Genomic DNA, 16,982 nt, shown 5'->3' on the forward strand with positions numbered 1-16,982 from the left:
AAACTTCATTATTAGATTATCGATTAATATTAACTAAAACCAAAAAAATGAATCCTAATAAATTATTATCAATTATTGTTATTTTATGCATCTTACCACTAATAGTAATGACTGCAAATTCTGGTGTAGAGGTTGTAGATAATTTAGAACCATTACATAATAACAATCAAGCTGAACAATCAATAAACAAAACTTTAAAAGTAGGTGATGCCTATTTTGACGTTAAAGTTAAAGTGCCTAATTATAAAATTGTAAAAACTGTAAATAAACCTATAGTTATTAGCACTAATAAATTAACTATTGAGTTAGATGAAGTTGCCACTAATAATACTACTAAATACAACATTTCTAACAACTCAAAAATAACCAAGATTAAACCAATCAAGTAATCTTTAGCCTCAATAAACTGTAGTCATATAATAATTAACTGTAATGTATTATTTTTACAATAAAATTATTATATGACTTTATTTTTTAAATTTAATTTCAATTCACTTTGTCAAAAAATTTTAGATGAAGTTCTAATTAATCAAGGTATCAAATATAATGTCATTGCGTTTGGAGAAATTGAATTATTAGAAAAATTAAGCAAACAAAGACAAGAAGATTTACAACAGGCTCTAGAAAATTACCATATAGAGGTTGTAGAAAACCAAAAAAGCATTTTAGTTCAAAAAATCAAGGACACTATTATAGATATGGTTTTTAACGAAAACACTACTGTAAACGTCAAAAGCTCTGTATATCTTGCAGAAAAATTAGGACATAGCTATGGTTATTTATCAAACTTGTTTTCAGAAGTTACCTACACTTCTATAGAACATTTTATAATACTTCAAAAAATAGAACACGCCAAACAACTTATTATTAAAGAAGATTTAAGCTTAACAGAAATTGCTTTTAGGCTTAACTATTCTAGCGTAGCTCACCTAAGTACACAGTTTAAAAATACAACAGGAATTACACCTTCAGCTTTTCAGCGAATCATTGCTAAAAGAAGAGAATTTAATCAAAATAACAACTAACTAATATGCAGGAAGACTATATATCTATAGCATTAGCAGATGATGACGAAGATGACAGAATGTTTTTTACAGATGCGTTTGAAGATCTAAAAATAAAAAGTAAAGTTAGCACCTTTAACGATGGTGTGTACTTAATGGATTATCTTAACAGTGAAGGAGCAACATTGCCAAACGTCTTGTTTCTTGATTTAAATATGCCAAGAAAATCTGGATTAGAATGTTTAAAAGAGATTAAGAAAAATACTAAGTTTAAAGATATAGCTATCGCAATTTATTCGACTTCTGCATCAGAGGAAGATATTGAAAACACGTTTATCCAAGGAGCTAACATTTATATAAAAAAGCCTAGTGACTTTAAAACTTTAAAAAAAGTGTTATCAGATGTGGTTACTATTAATTGGCAGTACCATACTAACAGCATGAATAAAGATAATTTTTTATTACGTTTTTAAATCATGATAAAAACATTAAACAACAATATTAATTTTTTTAAAACACTACTTTACATTAGTGCTTTTTTTATTTTACTACTTGGTGCTTTATCCTACAGAAGTGTGAGCGATCTAACAAAATCTGGTGAGCTAGTTACACATACCTACCGTGTAAATGTAGAATTAGAACAAATATTATCTTATTTAAAAGATGCCGAAACTGGACATCGTGGATTTTTAGTTACAAAAGACTCTATTTTTCTAGAACCCTACTTAAATAGTCGCGAAAGGATAAATAATAATTTTGCAGAACTAAAATCACTAACTAGCGATAATCCGACATATCAATCCAATCTAAAAAACCTAAATTTATTAATAAGCAATAGGCTAGAAACCTTCAAAACAACTCTAGAATATGAAAATCCTGAAGATTACTTTGATAGTAAAAAATTTAGTGATGAATTAAAAAAGGGAAGAAAAGAAATGGATACCATCAGAAATCATATAAATAATATGATTAGTACTGAAAACCAACTTTTAGAACAAAGAAAATCAGATTATCAAAGTAATTTAAGCGCTACACCACTACTACTATTTACATTACTATTACTAACATTGGCGATCATGTTTTTAGCATACTTAAAAATTTCTAAAAACATGAAAAAATTAAAAGAGGCAAACGAATCTTTAGAACTCTTTAAAGAATCTGCTAATCAATCTGAAATTGTAAGTAAACATGGTAATTGGACTTGGCATGTAGAAAGTAACACCTTTAAGTATTCTGATAATTTATATAGATTATTAGGTGAGCAACCACAGTCTTTTGAACCTACTCTAGAAAATTTTATGCAATTTGTACATCCTGAAGATGTAGACCAATTAGCACATCAAGTAGAGCAAATGATGAAAAACGTGGAACTACCTTTTATTAACTATAGAGTTGTACACAAAAACGGAACTATAAAACATTTAAAAGCTTACGGAAAATCATTAGTTAATGACGACGATGAGTTGATACTATTAGGGACAACTGCAGATATCACAGACGAAATTACTAGCTACAAAGCACTAGAAGAACGTAATACAGAGTTAGAACGTAGTAATAAAGAACTCTCTTCCTTTAACCATGTAGCCAGTCATGATTTGCAAGAGCCACTTAGAAAAATTCAAACATTTTTATCAAGACTTGAAGATGAAGAAGCTGAAAAATTATCTGAAAAAGGTTTAAAATATATAGACAGAATCCAAAACGCAGCAACCAGAATGCGCGTATTAATAGATGATTTATTGCAATTCTCCAGATCTAATAAAGCGGATAAAGTTTTTGAAGAATCCAACATCAATATACTACTAGAAGCAGCCAAACAAGACTTAGCAGAAGTGATCTCTGAAGAAAATGCTATTATTGAAGCTGACACATTCCCAACAATTAGAGTCATTCCGTTTCAAATACAACAACTATTTGTTAACATCATTGGTAATGCTATCAAGTATAAAACTAATAACAGGGTACCAAAAATTAAAATATCGCATCAAATTGTAGATGCCAATGAGGATGAGAATTTAAAAAAAGCTAAAAAACCTTACTATCATAAAATTACATTTGAAGATAATGGTATTGGTTTTGATAACCAGTACGCAGAACAAATTTTTATATTATTTAGTAGACTACACAATAAAGACGAGTATTCTGGTACTGGAATAGGACTATCAATCTGTAAAAAAATAACCGATAACCACAAAGGAATTATAAAAGCAGTTGGTAGACCTAGTGAAGGAGCCACATTTTTAGTCTATCTACCCATAGACTAAATTTAAAAGTTTTAACCATGTATTAGCCTTACTTATATGTAAGGCTTTTTTTATGCCTTGATTTAATGTTTACATATTAAAATCTTGTAATCCAATTTAAAAATCATGTAACATATCAAGCACCAAATTACTGTTACTTTGTAAAGTGTTACGCTTAAAGGCTTACAAACATTATAAAAATGAGAATTCTATAACTAATGTTTAAAATGTTGTAAAACAATAACGCTTAAGCCTTAGCATATTTGTAGTAATAAATTAGAAACGAAAATGAAGTATTTAAAAAATAGAAGAATAATCGTGTTAATGCTATTAATAGCTGTATTAGCTATCAACTTTAGTTCATGCGATAAGTTTATAAAAAACGAAAAATCTGAAATAACTAAAAACGAAGAAACTATAGAAGATATTAACGATAGTAAAAACGAAGCAAAATTATTACTAATGCTTTCAAAAGATAACCAAGATGCAATTACATTAAGTCAAATTTTAAAAGACAAATTAGAGAAAGACAGTATTGCAGAGTTAGCAAAAACCATTGAGGATACACATATTTACGTTGCAAAAACTTATAATGATGTGGCTTCAAAAGCATTAATTTCTATACCAAATTATTCAGAATTATCAGAGAAACAAACTATCGAAAATGATAACGTTAAGATAGCTAGCCAATTAAAATCTAAAATAGACAGCCAATTATTTTTATTAGAACAATTATCAAAAACCACTAAAAATAAAGAGTTTAAAAAATTAGTAAATACTACAAACTCTAAATTAAAAAGTAGTCTAAATAAAACTAAAAACATAATTAACAACCTAAATACTAACAGTTAAAATTAACAATCAAACTTTAAAACTATGAAAAAATCAATATTTACTTTAGGACTTATAGCTTCAAGTATATTCTTTGCTAATGCAGCAGAACTAGACTTATTAGACAACCAATTATTAGATAGTAACAACCCAAAAGTTGTTGTTGCAAAAACGCAAGTGTATCAATGGACAGTCAGAACTACATCAGGTGTTTTTACAGGAACTTCGGACACTTTTGAAGAAGCAAACAATAACATAGAAACACTAAGTAAAAACTCTACAATCTTAGAAAAAGACGTGACCGGAATTGTATTAAAAAACGAAAAAAACCCAGAGCGTGTGTACACTTGGGGAATCGCAACAGATCGTGGATATGCAACAGGAGTTGCAACCTCTTTAGAGCAAGCACAAAAAATGGTGAAATTAATGGGTAATGTAGAGGTTGCTAAATCAAATATCATTGAATCATTTAAAACCACAAAATAAATCATCAAAACCAATTCTGTTATGAGAAGCCTACTATATATAATAGCTGTAATATTAGTAATCGGCTGGGCACTTGGATTTTTTGTCTACAGTGCAAGTGGATTAATCCATACACTTTTAGTGATAGCAGTAATTGCTGTATTACTTAGACTAATTGGTGGTAAAGGAGTATAAACTAACAAATAATAAACTTTAAAACAATTAACATGAAAAAATTATTCTTTTCAATTTTAGCAATCACTATAGCAACATTTACAATTAATGCTCAGGACATTTCAAGTAATGCAATCGGATTAAGATTTGGAGATAATAACGGTTTAGGAACCGAGATTTCTTACCAAAGATATTTAAAAGAAAATAACAGATTAGAATTTAACTTAGGCTGGAGAGATTCAGATAATGTGGACATCATTAAAATAGTTGGTTTATACCAATGGGTTATGCCTTTAGATACTAATTTTAATTGGTATGTTGGTGCTGGAGGAGGTTTTGGATCCTTTGATGCGGGAAATGTTGATGGAACTTACGGATTAATTGCTGGAGACATTGGAATTGAATATAATTTTAATATTCCTTTACAACTATCATTAGACTTTAGACCAGAATTAGGTTTTAACGATGACTTTAGTGATGACGTCGATTTCGATATCGCATTAGCATTACGTTACCGATTCTAAAAATTACTAACAATTTAAAGCATAAAACTATGAAAACTACACAATCAAATCAAGATACAGTAAATGCACTACAAGATTTACTACAAAAAAACTACGACGCAGAAGCAGGTTATAAGCAAGTAATGACTAAAACAGACAATCAGCCATTAAAAAACTGGTTACAACAAAAGGCATTACAACGCAATACGTTTGCTACAGAATTAGACCATCAAATTAGAAAGCACAATGCAGAACCTAAAGCAGATGGAACTTTAAAAGGAGACTTACACAGAGGTTGGATTAATATAAAATCTACTTTATCTAAAGATACTGATGAAGCATTATTAGAAGAGTGCATTAGAGGTGAAAAAGCTAGTATTGCTGAATATGAATCTCAGTTAGAAAAATTTAACAATAATCCAGAAATTAAAACAATAGTACAGTCTCAATTAACGACTGTTAAGTCTGCACTAAACACTGTAAAAAGACTTGAAGACATAATAGACTAATTATATATTATATCAACACATTAACCATTAAAATAATACTCATGAAAAAAATAATATTCACAATATTGGCACTAACTTTTATAACTACTTCTTTTACGTCTTGTAGAGAAGAATCTGAAAAAGAAAAAGTTATTCAAGAAATGAAAGACGAAGGTGCAGAAATTAAAGTTAAAGACGATAAAATTAAGATGGAAACCGAAGATAAAAAGGTTAAAATCACAGACGACGAAATAAAAATAAAAGAAGAAGATTAATTATTTAAATAAAAAAGGCTCGCAAATGCGAGTCTTTTTTTATTAGGCTTATTATAGCTTTAGATTTACATCAGTTAAAATATCTTTAATTAAAATTTAAAACTACCCTTTTGTTTAAGTATTAGCTTTACTTTCTGGCTTATTTTTGTAGTATATCTTTAAATAATGGACAATAGATACAGTAGAAATAGAATATACTTAACTCCAGAAGAACAAGAAGCTATTAAAAATTATCCTATTATTTTAGGAGGTTGTGGTATTGGTAGTGTCATTGCAGAATGTGCATTACGTTTGGGTTTTGAAAATATAACCATAATTGATGGCGATCAAGTTGAACTTTCAAATCTAAATAGACAAAACTACACAGAAGACGATATTGATACAGATAAAGTTAGCGCTATAAAAAAAAGACTGTTATCTATTAATAACAAAGCAAACATTACAGTCCACAATTGTTTTTTAACAAAAGACAATGTAGAAACATTAGTTGAAGGCCATAAAATTGCTATTAACGCTTTAGATTTTACCTCAGACATCCCTTTACATTTTGATAAAATATGTCAACAAAAAGGAATCCCTGTTTTACATCCATATAACCTAGGTTGGGGAGGATTAGTAACTATTATCACTCCAGAAGGACTGCTATTAGACTCAATAGAAAAACCTAACGAAAAATTTAATGAACTTAAGATGGTAGAATATGCTACCAGCTATTTAAAGTTTTGGCAAACACCACATGATTGGATTGATGAGTGTATAGAAAAGTACCTGAAAGAAAAAGAAGTGTTACCACCACCTCAATTGCCAATAGCCTCTTGGACTGTAGCTGCAATGTGTACGCATTTGCTGTACAATATTGCAACAAATAAGAACATTAAAAGGTTTCCTGAATTTTATTTATCTACTATAATGAATAGTTAAACTAGATTAACTTATTATTTGTAGCGTAGGCAATAGCTTCAGAGATATTGGTTACCTCTAATTTTTCAAACAGTTTTTTTCTGTGAAACTTAACCGTATCTGGCGAAACAAATATTGCTTCTGCCACTTCGTTAATAGTAAATCCTCTAGAAGAATATTGTAAAATTTCTTTCTCTCTACTAGTCAATTTTACAGCTTCTGTTTCTTTCCAAAAATCACCATCTAAATCGTAAGTAAAAATTGTATTACTCCCTTTTTTAGACACTATTATATTCCCAGATTTATTTTCTGAAGACAGAGAAACAATTGCAATAGCCTTCCATAATTTACCATCTGAGGTTAAAAATAAAGGCGTCATTTTATGATTAATTAACGTTTTTTCTCCGTCTTTATTAATTAAATGAAAGTCATAAGATATTGTGTAATCTTTCCGCTCTTCAACTGGCACTTTATCATAAAAATCAAACCCGATTCTATTTATTTTTAAAAGAAGATTTAAATCAGATTCTATCACGTGTTTGAAGTAAAATGCGTATCCCATTTCTTTAACTTCTTCTGCTGTATTACCACATAAAAACAGAGGGTTCTCAGATACGTAGTCAAACCCTTTCTCTTTATAATCAACTATATAAAGGCTTTTATAAGTAGTCCTAGCTAAGGCATCGATTGATTCTAGGTAGTTAATGGCTTGTTTCTGATCTTCTTCTGAAACATCGTTAAGACTGTTTTTAAAAGAAAAAAAATCATTTACATCAGGCATAACAGTGGTTTATACTCAAATATAATATTTTTTTAAATAGGGTATCATCTTTTTTCAATTTTACTAAACCTAAAATACCTACCCTTAAGTGTGGTTTTTTTGTAACTGCCTCACTACCACCTTTTTGTGTAACAATATTGCTTAATCATCTAAATAGCTTTGAGTATAAAACTTATATATTATGATACTCACAAAAAACTATTTAGAAAAGCTTCAAAAAAATCAATTATTAAATCTTGCAGAATTTGTTGTTAAAGAAAACTTTAAACATCACTCTAACAATAACTTGCCCAAAGACTATAAAGATGATGTAAATGCTATTTATAAAGAAGAATTAAGCTTTTATGAAAACTCAGAAATTTACGCTTCAAAGAACTACTCTGGATCTATCTTAGGTGCCATTCGTGTTCTAAAATGGAATTACATTGATGTTTTACCGCTTCAGAAAATTTTTGGAATTAATCCACTTCTAGCAATTAACAAACCTAGTGTAAACCATATTTATCATGTAGGCAGATTTGCAGTAAAAAAAGAGGTACGCGATATTAGCTTATTTAAAGAATTGTTGGTTTGTGTGGCAAAACTAATCTGTAACCATAAAGATAATATTGCATTTGCAGAATGTGATAGCAAACTATTAAGAATATTAAATCTGCTAGGTGTAAAAACTAACATCCTTGGAGAATCTGTAAACTACTTAGGGTCTGAAACTATACCAATTGCTATGACCTATGATGGTGTGTTAGGTTTTTATAATAACAACAAACATTTAATAGATAAAAACTTAGAGAACACCACAGAAGTGTATACACTACCTAAAAGTGTAGTTTTAAATACTTCCAGACATACTACTCTTTAGGGTAGCGTAATCTTCTATCTAAGTAACTAATTTTGAATATGATATTGCAACATCTTCTAGGCGGAAACTGAAAAGCCTTTAAAAGAGTAAGTAAAATACTAATAATTAAATATTATGAAAATTAATTTAAAAGACAGCTCAAATAAGAGTCAAATTTCAAGTATTAGAGGTCAAATTAAAGACGCAGGTGATTTAAAAAAGTTTGATGCGTTTTTAGCACAACATGATTCGTTTGATTTTAACGATGAAACAGATTTAAAGGCAGCCAAAGGTTGTTGCGGTGGTGACAAATGCTGTACTATTACTATAGAGGTTCCTTCTCTTAAGGCAAACTAATTTAAGATAGGAAACTAAACAGGTAACTCTGTAAAAGTAATAGAGGCGAAAACCGAAAAGCCTTAAAAGAGTAGGTACAAATTTCTAACAAATAATATTATGAAAATTAATTTAAATGACAAATCTAATAAGAGTCAAATCTCTAATGTCAGAAGTCAAATTAAAGATGCTGGCGATTTAAAAAAGTTTGACGCTTTTTTAGCAAAACACGATTCATTTGATTTTAATGATGATAATGACCTGAAAGCTGCTAAAGCTTGTTGTGGTGGTGACGAATGCTGTACTATTATAATTAGTATGCCTAGCTTAAAAGCTATGTAGTATTGATTTTAAAAATCAAGTACACTTCAAATTTAGTAATCCAATTTACTTACTGTATTTTTTGATTAACAATCTATTAGATAGGTTAATTTTTAAAATACAGTAAGTTAAAATTAATCTTTAAAAATATAATCCTATGGACTTAAATATAAACAACAAACAGACTTATTTTGAAACTATAAATAAAACTAAAGCGGATATTTATCAAACAAAATTTGATGAGATCGAGAGTATGGGACTTTTAGGTATGTATTTAATGATGTCAGCTAATTTATCAACGTTTATTCCTGGATTAAAAGATGAGAATCACTACAAAACTATTCAAGATATCCAACTTCACCGTTCACTATCTGCTATAGATCAATACTACTTTCATCTTTTGGATGAATTAAAAGTGACAGACAATTCAAACATTCTTAAAAATTGCCATAAAGAAGGGCATATTTTTGTTACATACCATACAGGATCTTACAGACTATTTATTCAAAAATTAAACCAAGAGAACATCCCTTTTTGTTTAGTTACAGAAGGAAACTACATAAAAGAACAGGGAAGTGAAACACATAAGCTTTTTAAGGAATTAAACAATAATACAAGAGACCTAGAAATATTACCTGCCGAAAATCCAAGACTAATATTTGAGTTAATAAAAAGATTAAAACAAGGTAAATCTATTGTGTTTTACATTGATGGTAATAAAGGAGCTACTGACAAAAATTTAAACGAAAACAAGAATTTATTAAAAATAAATTTTTTAAACAATCATATATACGCTAGACAAGGTATCGCATTTCTTTCATATTTATCAAAAGCACCTCTTGCAACAGCTATTACAAAAAGAGATCAAGATTTAAATAACTATATATCTATAAAGCCTGTCAATACAAAAAGCTTAATAGAAAAAAACACTAGGAATGATTTTATAAATATAGTTACCAAAAAATTATATAGCGAATTGGAAGTCCTTTTAAATAAGCATCCAGAACAATGGGAAGGTTGGTTTTACATAGATAAATTTTTTCAACAAGAAAATACTGTAACTGAAGAAGCTGAACATGTTACAAGTTTTAAACCTAATAAAATAACAACATTAGCTGTAAATCAATTTGTGCACTTGATAAAACATAGTGAAGATAAAATGTTCTTAGTCAGCAAGAAAGATTACAAAATTATGAAAATAACAGACTTCTTGTTTAATGTGTTGTCCTATTTTAAAATTCCAAAAACAATTGATCCAGGAAAAATTTTAAAGATAGGTAACAATGAAGTTAACTGGAATGTATTAGAGGAACTTGTTGAGATGAAATTTTTAAAACCAATTACTAAATGAGACATTATCTTAAATATTTAATGATACTTTTTGTTTTTACTGGTAGTGCAAAAGCACAAGACAATGAACAAATTTGGGAAAGCGAATTTAATTTTGGTGGAAATTTTGTGCTCACAACTTTTTTAAAAGTAAACCAATCTCAAAACCAATTTACAATCACTTCTCCAGAAAATGCAGATAAGAGAATGTTTGGAAATTTTAAATCCAAATTAGGAAGAGCTACCGGTAAATTACCAAAAAAAGGAATATTTATAACCATCAATGGTACAATTGAAGGTAATGATCTAGTTGGAGTAGTAAATACACCATTGCTAGGTGATTTAACATTTGAAGGTGTTCTTGAAAAGGACCTGCTTACAGGAAACCTTTTAAAAAATGATACTTTAGTTATAGGTAACTTAAAAGCTATAAAAAGTAAAAAAAATCAAATTAGCTACAAGCATTTACATGCAAAACTAATAGATCTAACAGAATCAAACATCTATTCTAAAGATGTTTTAAAAACTAAATCTTGGAAAAAATTTAATAAGTCATTAAAACGAATTTTAAATAAAGCTGAGGATGATATAGAACTATTTGTCGGTTTTAATATGATTAGCCAAAATCTAGGTTTTAGTCATTATAATTTAATGTTATCTGGAGAAAACACAACAATACCTGAGGAGGAAGATAATGATACCACGCAATCTAAAGAAGTAACGTTTGAAGAAAAAAACGCTACTACTGCTTACTTGAAAATTGACAACTTTAGTTCAACACAAGAAGAGTTGGCTAAAGTATTACCAAAAGTAGTTGAGAATAAAAATTATGAAAACCTAATAATTGATTTAAGAAATAATGGAGGTGGTGGTATAGAGGCAGCTTTTGAACTGGCGCAGCATTTAATAAGTCAATCTACCAATGTAGGGTATTTTATTACCAAAAATTTAGAATACTCTGGATTTGATAAAAAACTGTTTGAAAACCTTAACGAGATTAATCCAAGCACCACAGACCAATTTATAGAATATCTAAAAAATAATACAGGAGCCAAGTTGGTATTTCATGAGACTGACACGTCTGTCTTTAAAGGGAATTTATACGTCCTAACAAATAATAATACAGCAAGCACATGCGAACCAATAGTTTACATTTTAAAAAACAATTTAGGAGCAACAATTATTGGAGAACAAACAGCTGGCGCCATGCTAAGCGCTGCACCTTTTGATATTGAAGAAAAATATAAATTAATACTTCCTATTGCAGACTTTTATACTTCTGATGGCGTCAGGCTAGATCAAAATGGAGTACTCCCAAATGTAGTAATAGAATCAGAAAAAGCACTTGATAAAGCGCTAGAAATAATAAACAATAACACTATAAAAAACTATTAAAATGGATTTATTAAAAGGAGGAGCTGTACTAGCAGTTATAGTAGGTTTTTGGGATAAAATTAAAACATTTTTATGGATGGGTTTATCTACTTTTATTCAAAAAGCAGAAATTAAAACAGAGGATATTCATAATGAAGTAATAGGTCACTTAATAAAAAATAATAAAAAATTTAAAGGCTATGACAAGGTTTTTGCTTCTCAATATGAATCCTTCAGAAATGGAAAATACGGTTTAGTACCATATGAGAAGTTTGGAGATTCTTTAATGATTTTCTTAACTCAAAAAAAATATTTTTTTAAACTTTTTAGAATTCCCTTTGTATTTACTACAAATAGTGAGTCCTCAACAAAAAAGGAAGGTAATAACGAGCAAAACGTAAAGGCTAAAAGTTTTTCATTTATAATCTCGTTACGTGGTACAATAGATGTTGCAAAAATAGTAGAAGAAGCTACAATAAGAAGAAACCAAATAAGTTGGGATATTGAAGAAGCAGAAGAAAAAACAAACAGATTTGACATCTACTATTTTCCTGAAAGAGATCAAGATGATAATTCTAAAAAAAATTATGGTTTTGGTTATTCATGGTTTATGCAAAGCCAATATAAACTTATAGGAGTTAACCATAACGATTTAGGAAGAGAACTAAAAAATAAAGGTAACGCTTTAGATAATTTATTTTTCCCAAAAGAAATAGAAAAGCTAATCAATATAATTAGCCTATGGGTTAAAAGTAAAGATTGGTATAATCAAAAAAATATCCCTTGGAAAAGAGGATGGCTTTTGTACGGTATTCCTGGTACTGGAAAAACAGCTTTGGCAAGAGCTTTTGCAGAGGATTTAGACTTACCCATTTATTTTTTCTCGCTTGCTCAAATGTCAAATGACGAACTGATTAAAGCCTGGCAAAGTATGCAACTAAATGTGCCTTGTATAGCTTTAATAGAAGACATTGACAACGTTTTTGATAAAAGAAAAAATATTGCTCAAATTTCTCCATTTCAATTTGGACATCAATTTAATCAGAATAATAATGGAGGCTCAGAATCTAAAAATCGAGTTCAGACGCCTTTAACCTTTGACACTCTATTAAATTGTATTGATGGTGTAGATAAAACAGATGGTGTTTTTACAATTATTACAACCAATGATATTAGTAAAATTGACGAAGCAATTGGGCAGCCAAGAATATTAGAAGATGGTACTCAAGAGTTTGTTTCTACTAGACCAGGTAGAATAGACAGAGCAATAGAGCTTAGCTATATGAGCAATGAAAACAAGATTAAGATGGCAGAAAAAATATTGTTTGAATTCCCTAACAAAATTGAAGACATCAAATTACACATCCTTAAAAATTTAAAAGAAACGCCTGCACAATTTCAAGAATATTGTTCTCAAATAGCTTTGGAAGAATACTGGAATAAAACAGGAAAGCAAATACCGTTAAATAATAACAAAAATAATATCGAATACGATATTGTTTCTAAAAATGGAACATACGATTTTTAAAACTTAAAAGACATGAAAAATTTACTTTACACTTTAATTATAACACTGTTTATACCTTATCATTCGTTTTCTCAAGAAACTAATGATCCAGTAGATGTTAACGCTAACTGGAGTGGTAGAGGTTGCAGAGGAACTAATGGGTTATGTAATATTGATATTACAAACAATAACATGACCAATGCTAGAATACATTATGATAGTTACGATTTAATTCTTGTAATAGATAGATCAAAACTAACTCAAGAAGACGAGTCTAATTTAGTAAGCGTAAGATTAAATAAAGACTCTAATGAGAGTGAACTTATTTTTATAATGGATGATGACTTTGAATTAGAAGCAGAAACTAAAACCATATTAAATATACCTGAAAATTTAAGCACTATTACTAAAGGTGAATATCCTCTGGAAGTTACTTCAGACTCCATAATTATAACTCTTAAAATAGAATAGTTATGAAAACATTTATATACATAATTGTATTTAGTATTATAAGTTTTCCCTTTAAGGGTTATGCTAATACAAACAATCCAAATATCGAAATAGAAACTATTTTGTATGAGTTAATTATCGAAACTAATACTATTTTAGACACTTATAGAAGTAAGAATAACAAGTTGTATCAAAAGCTTAAAAAATTAAAAATAAAGCTAAGTAATACTAATATCTCAAAAGAACAAATTCAACTTTTAATAAAAAAAGAAGAAGTAAAAGAAAAGCTACTCTATAATTCTATGTCTGAAGCTAGTGAGATTAGTAAAGTGCGTTATTTAAAGGGTCTTCAGATTATTAAAATTTTATACGAAAAAACATTAAGCTTAGATCATCATTTTGCAACTGTGGCTACTTTTAATGAAATTAACAACCTTAGTAATCCAAATAATTACCCAGAATTTATCAAATTAAAAGACAATATTTCCTCTTCAAAAGATAAAAAATCAGGATTCAGTTTGTCAGGAATTTTAGGTGAAAATATATATACTTCAGTAGTGTATTCTATAGTATCATTGTTTACTAATTCAAATACAAGTCGATTAGAAAAGGAGGAAAACATAAAAGACGTAGAGTGTATTTTAGACTTTACCTTACGTATGCACAATGATTTAAATACTATTTATTTTGAAACAGCTTTCCTACAAAAAAGTAATGATAATGTCATTAAAGAATTAGAACAACTTTTTGTAGATTTTACCAAACCCATTAAGTACAAGATTTCTATAAAAGATTGTAGAAATTCTGATGATTGGGATACGGTTAGAGAAAACTTAAATAAGTATATAGAAGAATTAAAAAAATCAATAGAAGACGATTCTAAACGTTATAAAGCACATAAAATGCAAATAGATTTAGAATTTCCAATAGATCGTCTTTTACAATTTATAACTCTATACAATTCGCATATAGACCAAGGTGCTAAATTTTATGAAAAATTTGGAATCATGCTTGGTAGCTACGAAAACGAAGCTCAATGTGCAACCAAAATTCCATTAGAGTATTCTAATTTAAAAGACAACATAAATACCAGCATTGATAAATTTAATACGGCTTACAAACCTGTAGAAATAAACGGTAGCAAGATGAAGCAAGTTTTGTATGGTATTAACGAATATGACTAATTCATATATATCAGGAATTATTGATTCCTTTAAATTGATTAATAGCAAAAAAGGCTCGCAAATGCGAGCCTTTTTTTAACAAACTAACAATTAATGTTATTTCCCTAGCATTAATAACTCGTTACAAACTACTTCTGTAATGTAACGTTTCATTCCATCTTTATCTTCCCACGTTCTGGTTGTCAGCTTCCCTTCTACTGCAACCTCTTTTCCTTTAATAACATACTTTTCAATAATGTCTGCAGTCTTACCCCAAGCCACTATATTATGCCAGTCCGTTTTGGTTTGTTTTGTACCATTAGCATCTTTATAACTCTCGTTAGTTGCTAAAGAAAATTTTGCCAATTTTTTTCCTGATTCTAAATTGATGATTTCTGGATCTTGTCCTAAGTTTCCAATCAACTGTACTTTGTTTCTAAGTGTGTTCATAATTTTAAATTTTTAATGTTAAACAGTTAATGCAATCGAGTTGTTATGTTTCGACACTGCAAAGATGAAGCAGCTCACAAATTTTATTCGGTAGTTACACATTTAATGTCGGTTGTAAACGTTTGTTGTCGTTTGTAAACGAATAATTTGTATCTTAGCTTCAAATCACAAATCATGAAAAACCTAGTAATCATAGTCTTCTTAATAGCTTTAACAAGTTGTAAAGCACAAACCAACACGATACAATTTAAAGAAGGTATGACCTCACCAAAAGCCGATTTATCTCAAGTCGCTTGGATACAAGGTCACTGGAAAGGGGAAGCTTTTGGCGGAATTACAGAAGAAATTTGGAGTCCTCCATTAGGCGATTCTATGATGTTTAGTTTTAAATTGGTAAGCAATGGGCAAGTTGTTTTTTACGAACTTGGAGGTATAAGACAAGTAGATGACACACTTCTTTTTCAGTTAAAACATTTTGGAAATGACTTTAAAGGTTGGGAAGACAAAGACGAAACTGTTGATGCTAAATTGGTCAAAATTGAAAATAATCGAGTCTATTTTGATCAATTCACTTTTGAAAAAATAAGTGATTCTGAAATCAATATCTATGTCGTCATTGAAGATAACGGTGAAACCGAAGAAGTTGCATTTAATTACAAAAAACAATAATGACCTTTCATATTGAAACCAAAAGATTACTACTACGCGAGCTTAGAGATAGTGATTTAGATGGTATGTTTGAGTTAGATTCTAACCCAAACGTACACAGATACTTAGGTAATAAACCAATAAAAACAAAAGCTGAAGCACAAAAAATATTAGATAGCGTAAAACAACAATATCAAGAACATGGTATTGGCAGATTTGCTGTTATAGAAAAAGACAGTGGTGACTTTATTGGATGGTCTGGTTTAAGATTAAACACAGAGTACAACATGAATGGTTTTACCAAATATTACGATGTTGGTTATAGATTAATTGAACGTTTTTGGGGAAAAGGATATGCTACAGAATCTGGTAAAGCTGCTGTAGATTATGCTTTTAATGTTATGAATCTTGCAGAATTATATGCAACTACAGAGGTTGGCAACCAAGCATCACATAACGCACTTTTAAAAATTGGATTACATTATGTTAACGATTTTTATTTTGAAGAAGAAAAACTAGACCTAAGATGGTACACAATAAAAAACCCGAACTTATGACTAAAACTTGTCCAGAATGTGGCGATAAAATAGTAGGTAGAATTGATAAAAAATTCTGTAGCGATGGATGCAGAAATGCCTACAACAATAAAGTAAATAAAGATGGTAAAAACCTTATCCGTAACATTAATAACCGCTTACGTAAAAATTGGCGCATCTTAGAAAGTTTAAATCCTGACCAAAAAACAAAAACCACTAAAACAAAATTAGAAGCCAAAGGGTTCGATTTTAATTATTTTACTAGTATTTACACCACCAAAGCTGGTACAGTGTATTACTTTGTTTACGACCAAGGATATTTACCTTTAGACAACGATTTTTATGCACTTGTAAAACGCCAATAAT

24 protein-coding genes are annotated in these 16,982 nt (G+C 29.2%); 22 read left to right on the forward strand and 2 right to left on the reverse strand.

Annotation, left to right across the window (positions count from 1 at the left end):
- Positions 1–47: 47 nt before the first annotated feature.
- From Ollyesu_RS04270 to Ollyesu_RS04320, 11 genes are all read left to right on the forward strand, one after another.
- Positions 48–389 (forward strand): hypothetical protein, encoded by a 342-nt coding sequence (locus Ollyesu_RS04270; protein ID WP_279302561.1) that lies wholly within the window; start codon positions 48–50, stop codon positions 387–389.
- Between the two features lie 72 nt (positions 390–461).
- Positions 462–1,025 carry an AraC family transcriptional regulator gene (locus Ollyesu_RS04275; protein ID WP_279302562.1) on the forward strand — a complete coding sequence of 188 codons (564 nt, stop codon included), beginning with the start codon at positions 462–464 and terminating at the stop codon, positions 1,023–1,025.
- Between the two features lie 5 nt (positions 1,026–1,030).
- Positions 1,031–1,477 carry a response regulator gene (locus Ollyesu_RS04280; protein WP_279302563.1) on the forward strand — a complete coding sequence of 149 codons (447 nt, stop codon included), beginning with the start codon at positions 1,031–1,033 and terminating at the stop codon, positions 1,475–1,477.
- A gap of 3 nt (positions 1,478–1,480) precedes the next feature.
- Positions 1,481–3,268 carry a CHASE3 domain-containing protein gene (locus Ollyesu_RS04285; protein WP_279302564.1) on the forward strand — a complete coding sequence of 596 codons (1,788 nt, stop codon included), beginning with the start codon at positions 1,481–1,483 and terminating at the stop codon, positions 3,266–3,268.
- Positions 3,269–3,535: 267 nt separating this feature from the next.
- A complete protein-coding gene (locus Ollyesu_RS04290; RefSeq protein ID WP_279302565.1) occupies positions 3,536–4,099 on the forward strand; it encodes a hypothetical protein in 564 nt (187 codons plus the stop codon).
- Positions 4,100–4,123: 24 nt separating this feature from the next.
- On the forward strand, positions 4,124–4,564 hold the full coding sequence (locus Ollyesu_RS04295; protein ID WP_279302566.1) for a hypothetical protein: 441 nt from the start codon (positions 4,124–4,126) through the stop codon (positions 4,562–4,564).
- 21 nt (positions 4,565–4,585) lie between these two features.
- Positions 4,586–4,738: a lmo0937 family membrane protein gene (locus tag Ollyesu_RS04300; protein ID WP_279302567.1), complete on the forward strand. Its 153-nt coding sequence runs from the start codon at positions 4,586–4,588 to the stop codon at positions 4,736–4,738.
- Positions 4,739–4,770: 32 nt separating this feature from the next.
- The gene (locus Ollyesu_RS04305; RefSeq protein ID WP_279302568.1) at positions 4,771–5,241 is read left to right on the forward strand and encodes a hypothetical protein; all 471 of its coding nucleotides are present in this window, start codon (positions 4,771–4,773) and stop codon (positions 5,239–5,241) included.
- Between the two features lie 29 nt (positions 5,242–5,270).
- Positions 5,271–5,729 carry a PA2169 family four-helix-bundle protein gene (locus Ollyesu_RS04310; RefSeq protein WP_279302569.1) on the forward strand — a complete coding sequence of 153 codons (459 nt, stop codon included), beginning with the start codon at positions 5,271–5,273 and terminating at the stop codon, positions 5,727–5,729.
- A 41-nt stretch (positions 5,730–5,770) separates the two neighbouring features.
- Positions 5,771–5,983 carry a hypothetical protein gene (locus Ollyesu_RS04315; protein WP_279302570.1) on the forward strand — a complete coding sequence of 71 codons (213 nt, stop codon included), beginning with the start codon at positions 5,771–5,773 and terminating at the stop codon, positions 5,981–5,983.
- A gap of 165 nt (positions 5,984–6,148) precedes the next feature.
- The gene (locus Ollyesu_RS04320) at positions 6,149–6,904 is read left to right on the forward strand and encodes a ThiF family adenylyltransferase (protein ID WP_279302571.1); all 756 of its coding nucleotides are present in this window, start codon (positions 6,149–6,151) and stop codon (positions 6,902–6,904) included.
- Position 6,905: 1 nt separating this feature from the next.
- Here Ollyesu_RS04320 and Ollyesu_RS04325 read toward each other — a convergent pair whose 3' ends face one another.
- The gene (locus Ollyesu_RS04325) at positions 6,906–7,664 is read right to left on the reverse strand and encodes a LuxR family transcriptional regulator (RefSeq protein ID WP_279302572.1); all 759 of its coding nucleotides are present in this window, start codon (positions 7,662–7,664) and stop codon (positions 6,906–6,908) included.
- A gap of 181 nt (positions 7,665–7,845) precedes the next feature.
- On the opposite strand from Ollyesu_RS04325, the gene Ollyesu_RS04330 reads away from it, so the two are divergent.
- From Ollyesu_RS04330 to Ollyesu_RS04365, 8 genes are all read left to right on the forward strand, one after another.
- Complete coding sequence (locus tag Ollyesu_RS04330) at positions 7,846–8,523, forward strand: hypothetical protein (protein WP_279302573.1); 678 nt, start codon at positions 7,846–7,848, stop codon at positions 8,521–8,523.
- A gap of 114 nt (positions 8,524–8,637) precedes the next feature.
- Positions 8,638–8,859 (forward strand): hypothetical protein, encoded by a 222-nt coding sequence (locus Ollyesu_RS04335; protein ID WP_279302574.1) that lies wholly within the window; start codon positions 8,638–8,640, stop codon positions 8,857–8,859.
- A 99-nt stretch (positions 8,860–8,958) separates the two neighbouring features.
- Positions 8,959–9,180 carry a hypothetical protein gene (locus tag Ollyesu_RS04340; RefSeq protein WP_279302575.1) on the forward strand — a complete coding sequence of 74 codons (222 nt, stop codon included), beginning with the start codon at positions 8,959–8,961 and terminating at the stop codon, positions 9,178–9,180.
- A gap of 136 nt (positions 9,181–9,316) precedes the next feature.
- Positions 9,317–10,510 (forward strand): hypothetical protein, encoded by a 1,194-nt coding sequence (locus tag Ollyesu_RS04345; protein WP_279302576.1) that lies wholly within the window; start codon positions 9,317–9,319, stop codon positions 10,508–10,510.
- Entirely contained in the window at positions 10,507–11,883 is a 1,377-nt protein-coding gene (locus Ollyesu_RS04350) for a S41 family peptidase (RefSeq protein WP_279302577.1), read from the forward strand. Before Ollyesu_RS04345 ends, Ollyesu_RS04350 begins: the two co-directional genes overlap by 4 nt.
- 1 nt (position 11,884) lies before the next feature.
- Positions 11,885–13,390 carry an AAA family ATPase gene (locus tag Ollyesu_RS04355; protein ID WP_279302578.1) on the forward strand — a complete coding sequence of 502 codons (1,506 nt, stop codon included), beginning with the start codon at positions 11,885–11,887 and terminating at the stop codon, positions 13,388–13,390.
- A gap of 12 nt (positions 13,391–13,402) precedes the next feature.
- Entirely contained in the window at positions 13,403–13,840 is a 438-nt protein-coding gene (locus Ollyesu_RS04360) for a hypothetical protein (RefSeq protein ID WP_279302579.1), read from the forward strand.
- Positions 13,841–13,842: 2 nt separating this feature from the next.
- Positions 13,843–15,003, forward strand: a complete 1,161-nt coding sequence (locus Ollyesu_RS04365) for a hypothetical protein (protein WP_279302580.1) — start codon at positions 13,843–13,845, stop codon at positions 15,001–15,003.
- A 96-nt stretch (positions 15,004–15,099) separates the two neighbouring features.
- Here Ollyesu_RS04365 and ssb read toward each other — a convergent pair whose 3' ends face one another.
- Positions 15,100–15,432, reverse strand: a complete 333-nt coding sequence (gene ssb / locus Ollyesu_RS04370; protein ID WP_279302581.1) for a single-stranded DNA-binding protein — start codon at positions 15,430–15,432, stop codon at positions 15,100–15,102.
- Positions 15,433–15,606: 174 nt separating this feature from the next.
- On the opposite strand from ssb, the gene Ollyesu_RS04375 reads away from it, so the two are divergent.
- Genes Ollyesu_RS04375 through Ollyesu_RS04385 form a run of 3 tightly spaced genes read left to right on the forward strand, consistent with a single transcriptional unit; the run spans position 15,607 to position 16,981 of the window.
- A complete protein-coding gene (locus Ollyesu_RS04375) occupies positions 15,607–16,101 on the forward strand; it encodes a DUF6265 family protein (RefSeq protein WP_279302582.1) in 495 nt (164 codons plus the stop codon).
- A complete protein-coding gene (locus tag Ollyesu_RS04380; protein ID WP_279302583.1) occupies positions 16,101–16,637 on the forward strand; it encodes a GNAT family N-acetyltransferase in 537 nt (178 codons plus the stop codon). The genes Ollyesu_RS04375 and Ollyesu_RS04380 overlap by 1 nt, the downstream gene beginning before the upstream one ends.
- Positions 16,634–16,981: a hypothetical protein gene (locus Ollyesu_RS04385; protein ID WP_111658652.1), complete on the forward strand. Its 348-nt coding sequence runs from the start codon at positions 16,634–16,636 to the stop codon at positions 16,979–16,981. The genes Ollyesu_RS04380 and Ollyesu_RS04385 overlap by 4 nt, the downstream gene beginning before the upstream one ends.
- The last annotated feature ends 1 nt before the right edge of the window (position 16,982 follow it).

The sequence above is a fragment of the Olleya sp. YS genome (genome assembly GCF_029760915.1).
Lineage (GTDB): Bacteria > Bacteroidota > Bacteroidia > Flavobacteriales > Flavobacteriaceae > Olleya.

Excerpts from the sequence above, each read along its gene's own strand:
- Ollyesu_RS04330 (WP_279302573.1), top strand. The coding sequence starts at position 7,846 with ATGATACTCACAAAAAACTATTTAGAAAAGCTTCAAAAAAATCAATTA.
- Ollyesu_RS04315 (WP_279302570.1), top strand. The coding sequence starts at position 5,771 with ATGAAAAAAATAATATTCACAATATTGGCACTAACTTTTATAACTACT.
- Ollyesu_RS04285 (WP_279302564.1), top strand. The coding sequence starts at position 1,481 with ATGATAAAAACATTAAACAACAATATTAATTTTTTTAAAACACTACTT.
- Ollyesu_RS04310 (WP_279302569.1), top strand. The coding sequence starts at position 5,271 with ATGAAAACTACACAATCAAATCAAGATACAGTAAATGCACTACAAGAT.
- Ollyesu_RS04360 (WP_279302579.1), top strand. The coding sequence starts at position 13,403 with ATGAAAAATTTACTTTACACTTTAATTATAACACTGTTTATACCTTAT.
- Ollyesu_RS04340 (WP_279302575.1), top strand. The coding sequence starts at position 8,959 with ATGAAAATTAATTTAAATGACAAATCTAATAAGAGTCAAATCTCTAAT.
- Ollyesu_RS04380 (WP_279302583.1), top strand. The coding sequence starts at position 16,101 with ATGACCTTTCATATTGAAACCAAAAGATTACTACTACGCGAGCTTAGA.
- Ollyesu_RS04365 (WP_279302580.1), top strand. The coding sequence starts at position 13,843 with ATGAAAACATTTATATACATAATTGTATTTAGTATTATAAGTTTTCCC.
- Ollyesu_RS04325 (WP_279302572.1), bottom strand. The coding sequence starts at position 7,664 with ATGCCTGATGTAAATGATTTTTTTTCTTTTAAAAACAGTCTTAACGAT.
- Ollyesu_RS04345 (WP_279302576.1), top strand. The coding sequence starts at position 9,317 with ATGGACTTAAATATAAACAACAAACAGACTTATTTTGAAACTATAAAT.
- Ollyesu_RS04385 (WP_111658652.1), top strand. The coding sequence starts at position 16,634 with ATGACTAAAACTTGTCCAGAATGTGGCGATAAAATAGTAGGTAGAATT.
- Ollyesu_RS04280 (WP_279302563.1), top strand. The coding sequence starts at position 1,031 with ATGCAGGAAGACTATATATCTATAGCATTAGCAGATGATGACGAAGAT.
- Ollyesu_RS04355 (WP_279302578.1), top strand. The coding sequence starts at position 11,885 with ATGGATTTATTAAAAGGAGGAGCTGTACTAGCAGTTATAGTAGGTTTT.
- Ollyesu_RS04335 (WP_279302574.1), top strand. The coding sequence starts at position 8,638 with ATGAAAATTAATTTAAAAGACAGCTCAAATAAGAGTCAAATTTCAAGT.
- ssb (WP_279302581.1), bottom strand. The coding sequence starts at position 15,432 with ATGAACACACTTAGAAACAAAGTACAGTTGATTGGAAACTTAGGACAA.
- Ollyesu_RS04305 (WP_279302568.1), top strand. The coding sequence starts at position 4,771 with ATGAAAAAATTATTCTTTTCAATTTTAGCAATCACTATAGCAACATTT.
- Ollyesu_RS04290 (WP_279302565.1), top strand. The coding sequence starts at position 3,536 with ATGAAGTATTTAAAAAATAGAAGAATAATCGTGTTAATGCTATTAATA.
- Ollyesu_RS04320 (WP_279302571.1), top strand. The coding sequence starts at position 6,149 with ATGGACAATAGATACAGTAGAAATAGAATATACTTAACTCCAGAAGAA.
- Ollyesu_RS04375 (WP_279302582.1), top strand. The coding sequence starts at position 15,607 with ATGAAAAACCTAGTAATCATAGTCTTCTTAATAGCTTTAACAAGTTGT.
- Ollyesu_RS04300 (WP_279302567.1), top strand. The coding sequence starts at position 4,586 with ATGAGAAGCCTACTATATATAATAGCTGTAATATTAGTAATCGGCTGG.
- Ollyesu_RS04350 (WP_279302577.1), top strand. The coding sequence starts at position 10,507 with ATGAGACATTATCTTAAATATTTAATGATACTTTTTGTTTTTACTGGT.
- Ollyesu_RS04295 (WP_279302566.1), top strand. The coding sequence starts at position 4,124 with ATGAAAAAATCAATATTTACTTTAGGACTTATAGCTTCAAGTATATTC.
- Ollyesu_RS04270 (WP_279302561.1), top strand. The coding sequence starts at position 48 with ATGAATCCTAATAAATTATTATCAATTATTGTTATTTTATGCATCTTA.
- Ollyesu_RS04275 (WP_279302562.1), top strand. The coding sequence starts at position 462 with ATGACTTTATTTTTTAAATTTAATTTCAATTCACTTTGTCAAAAAATT.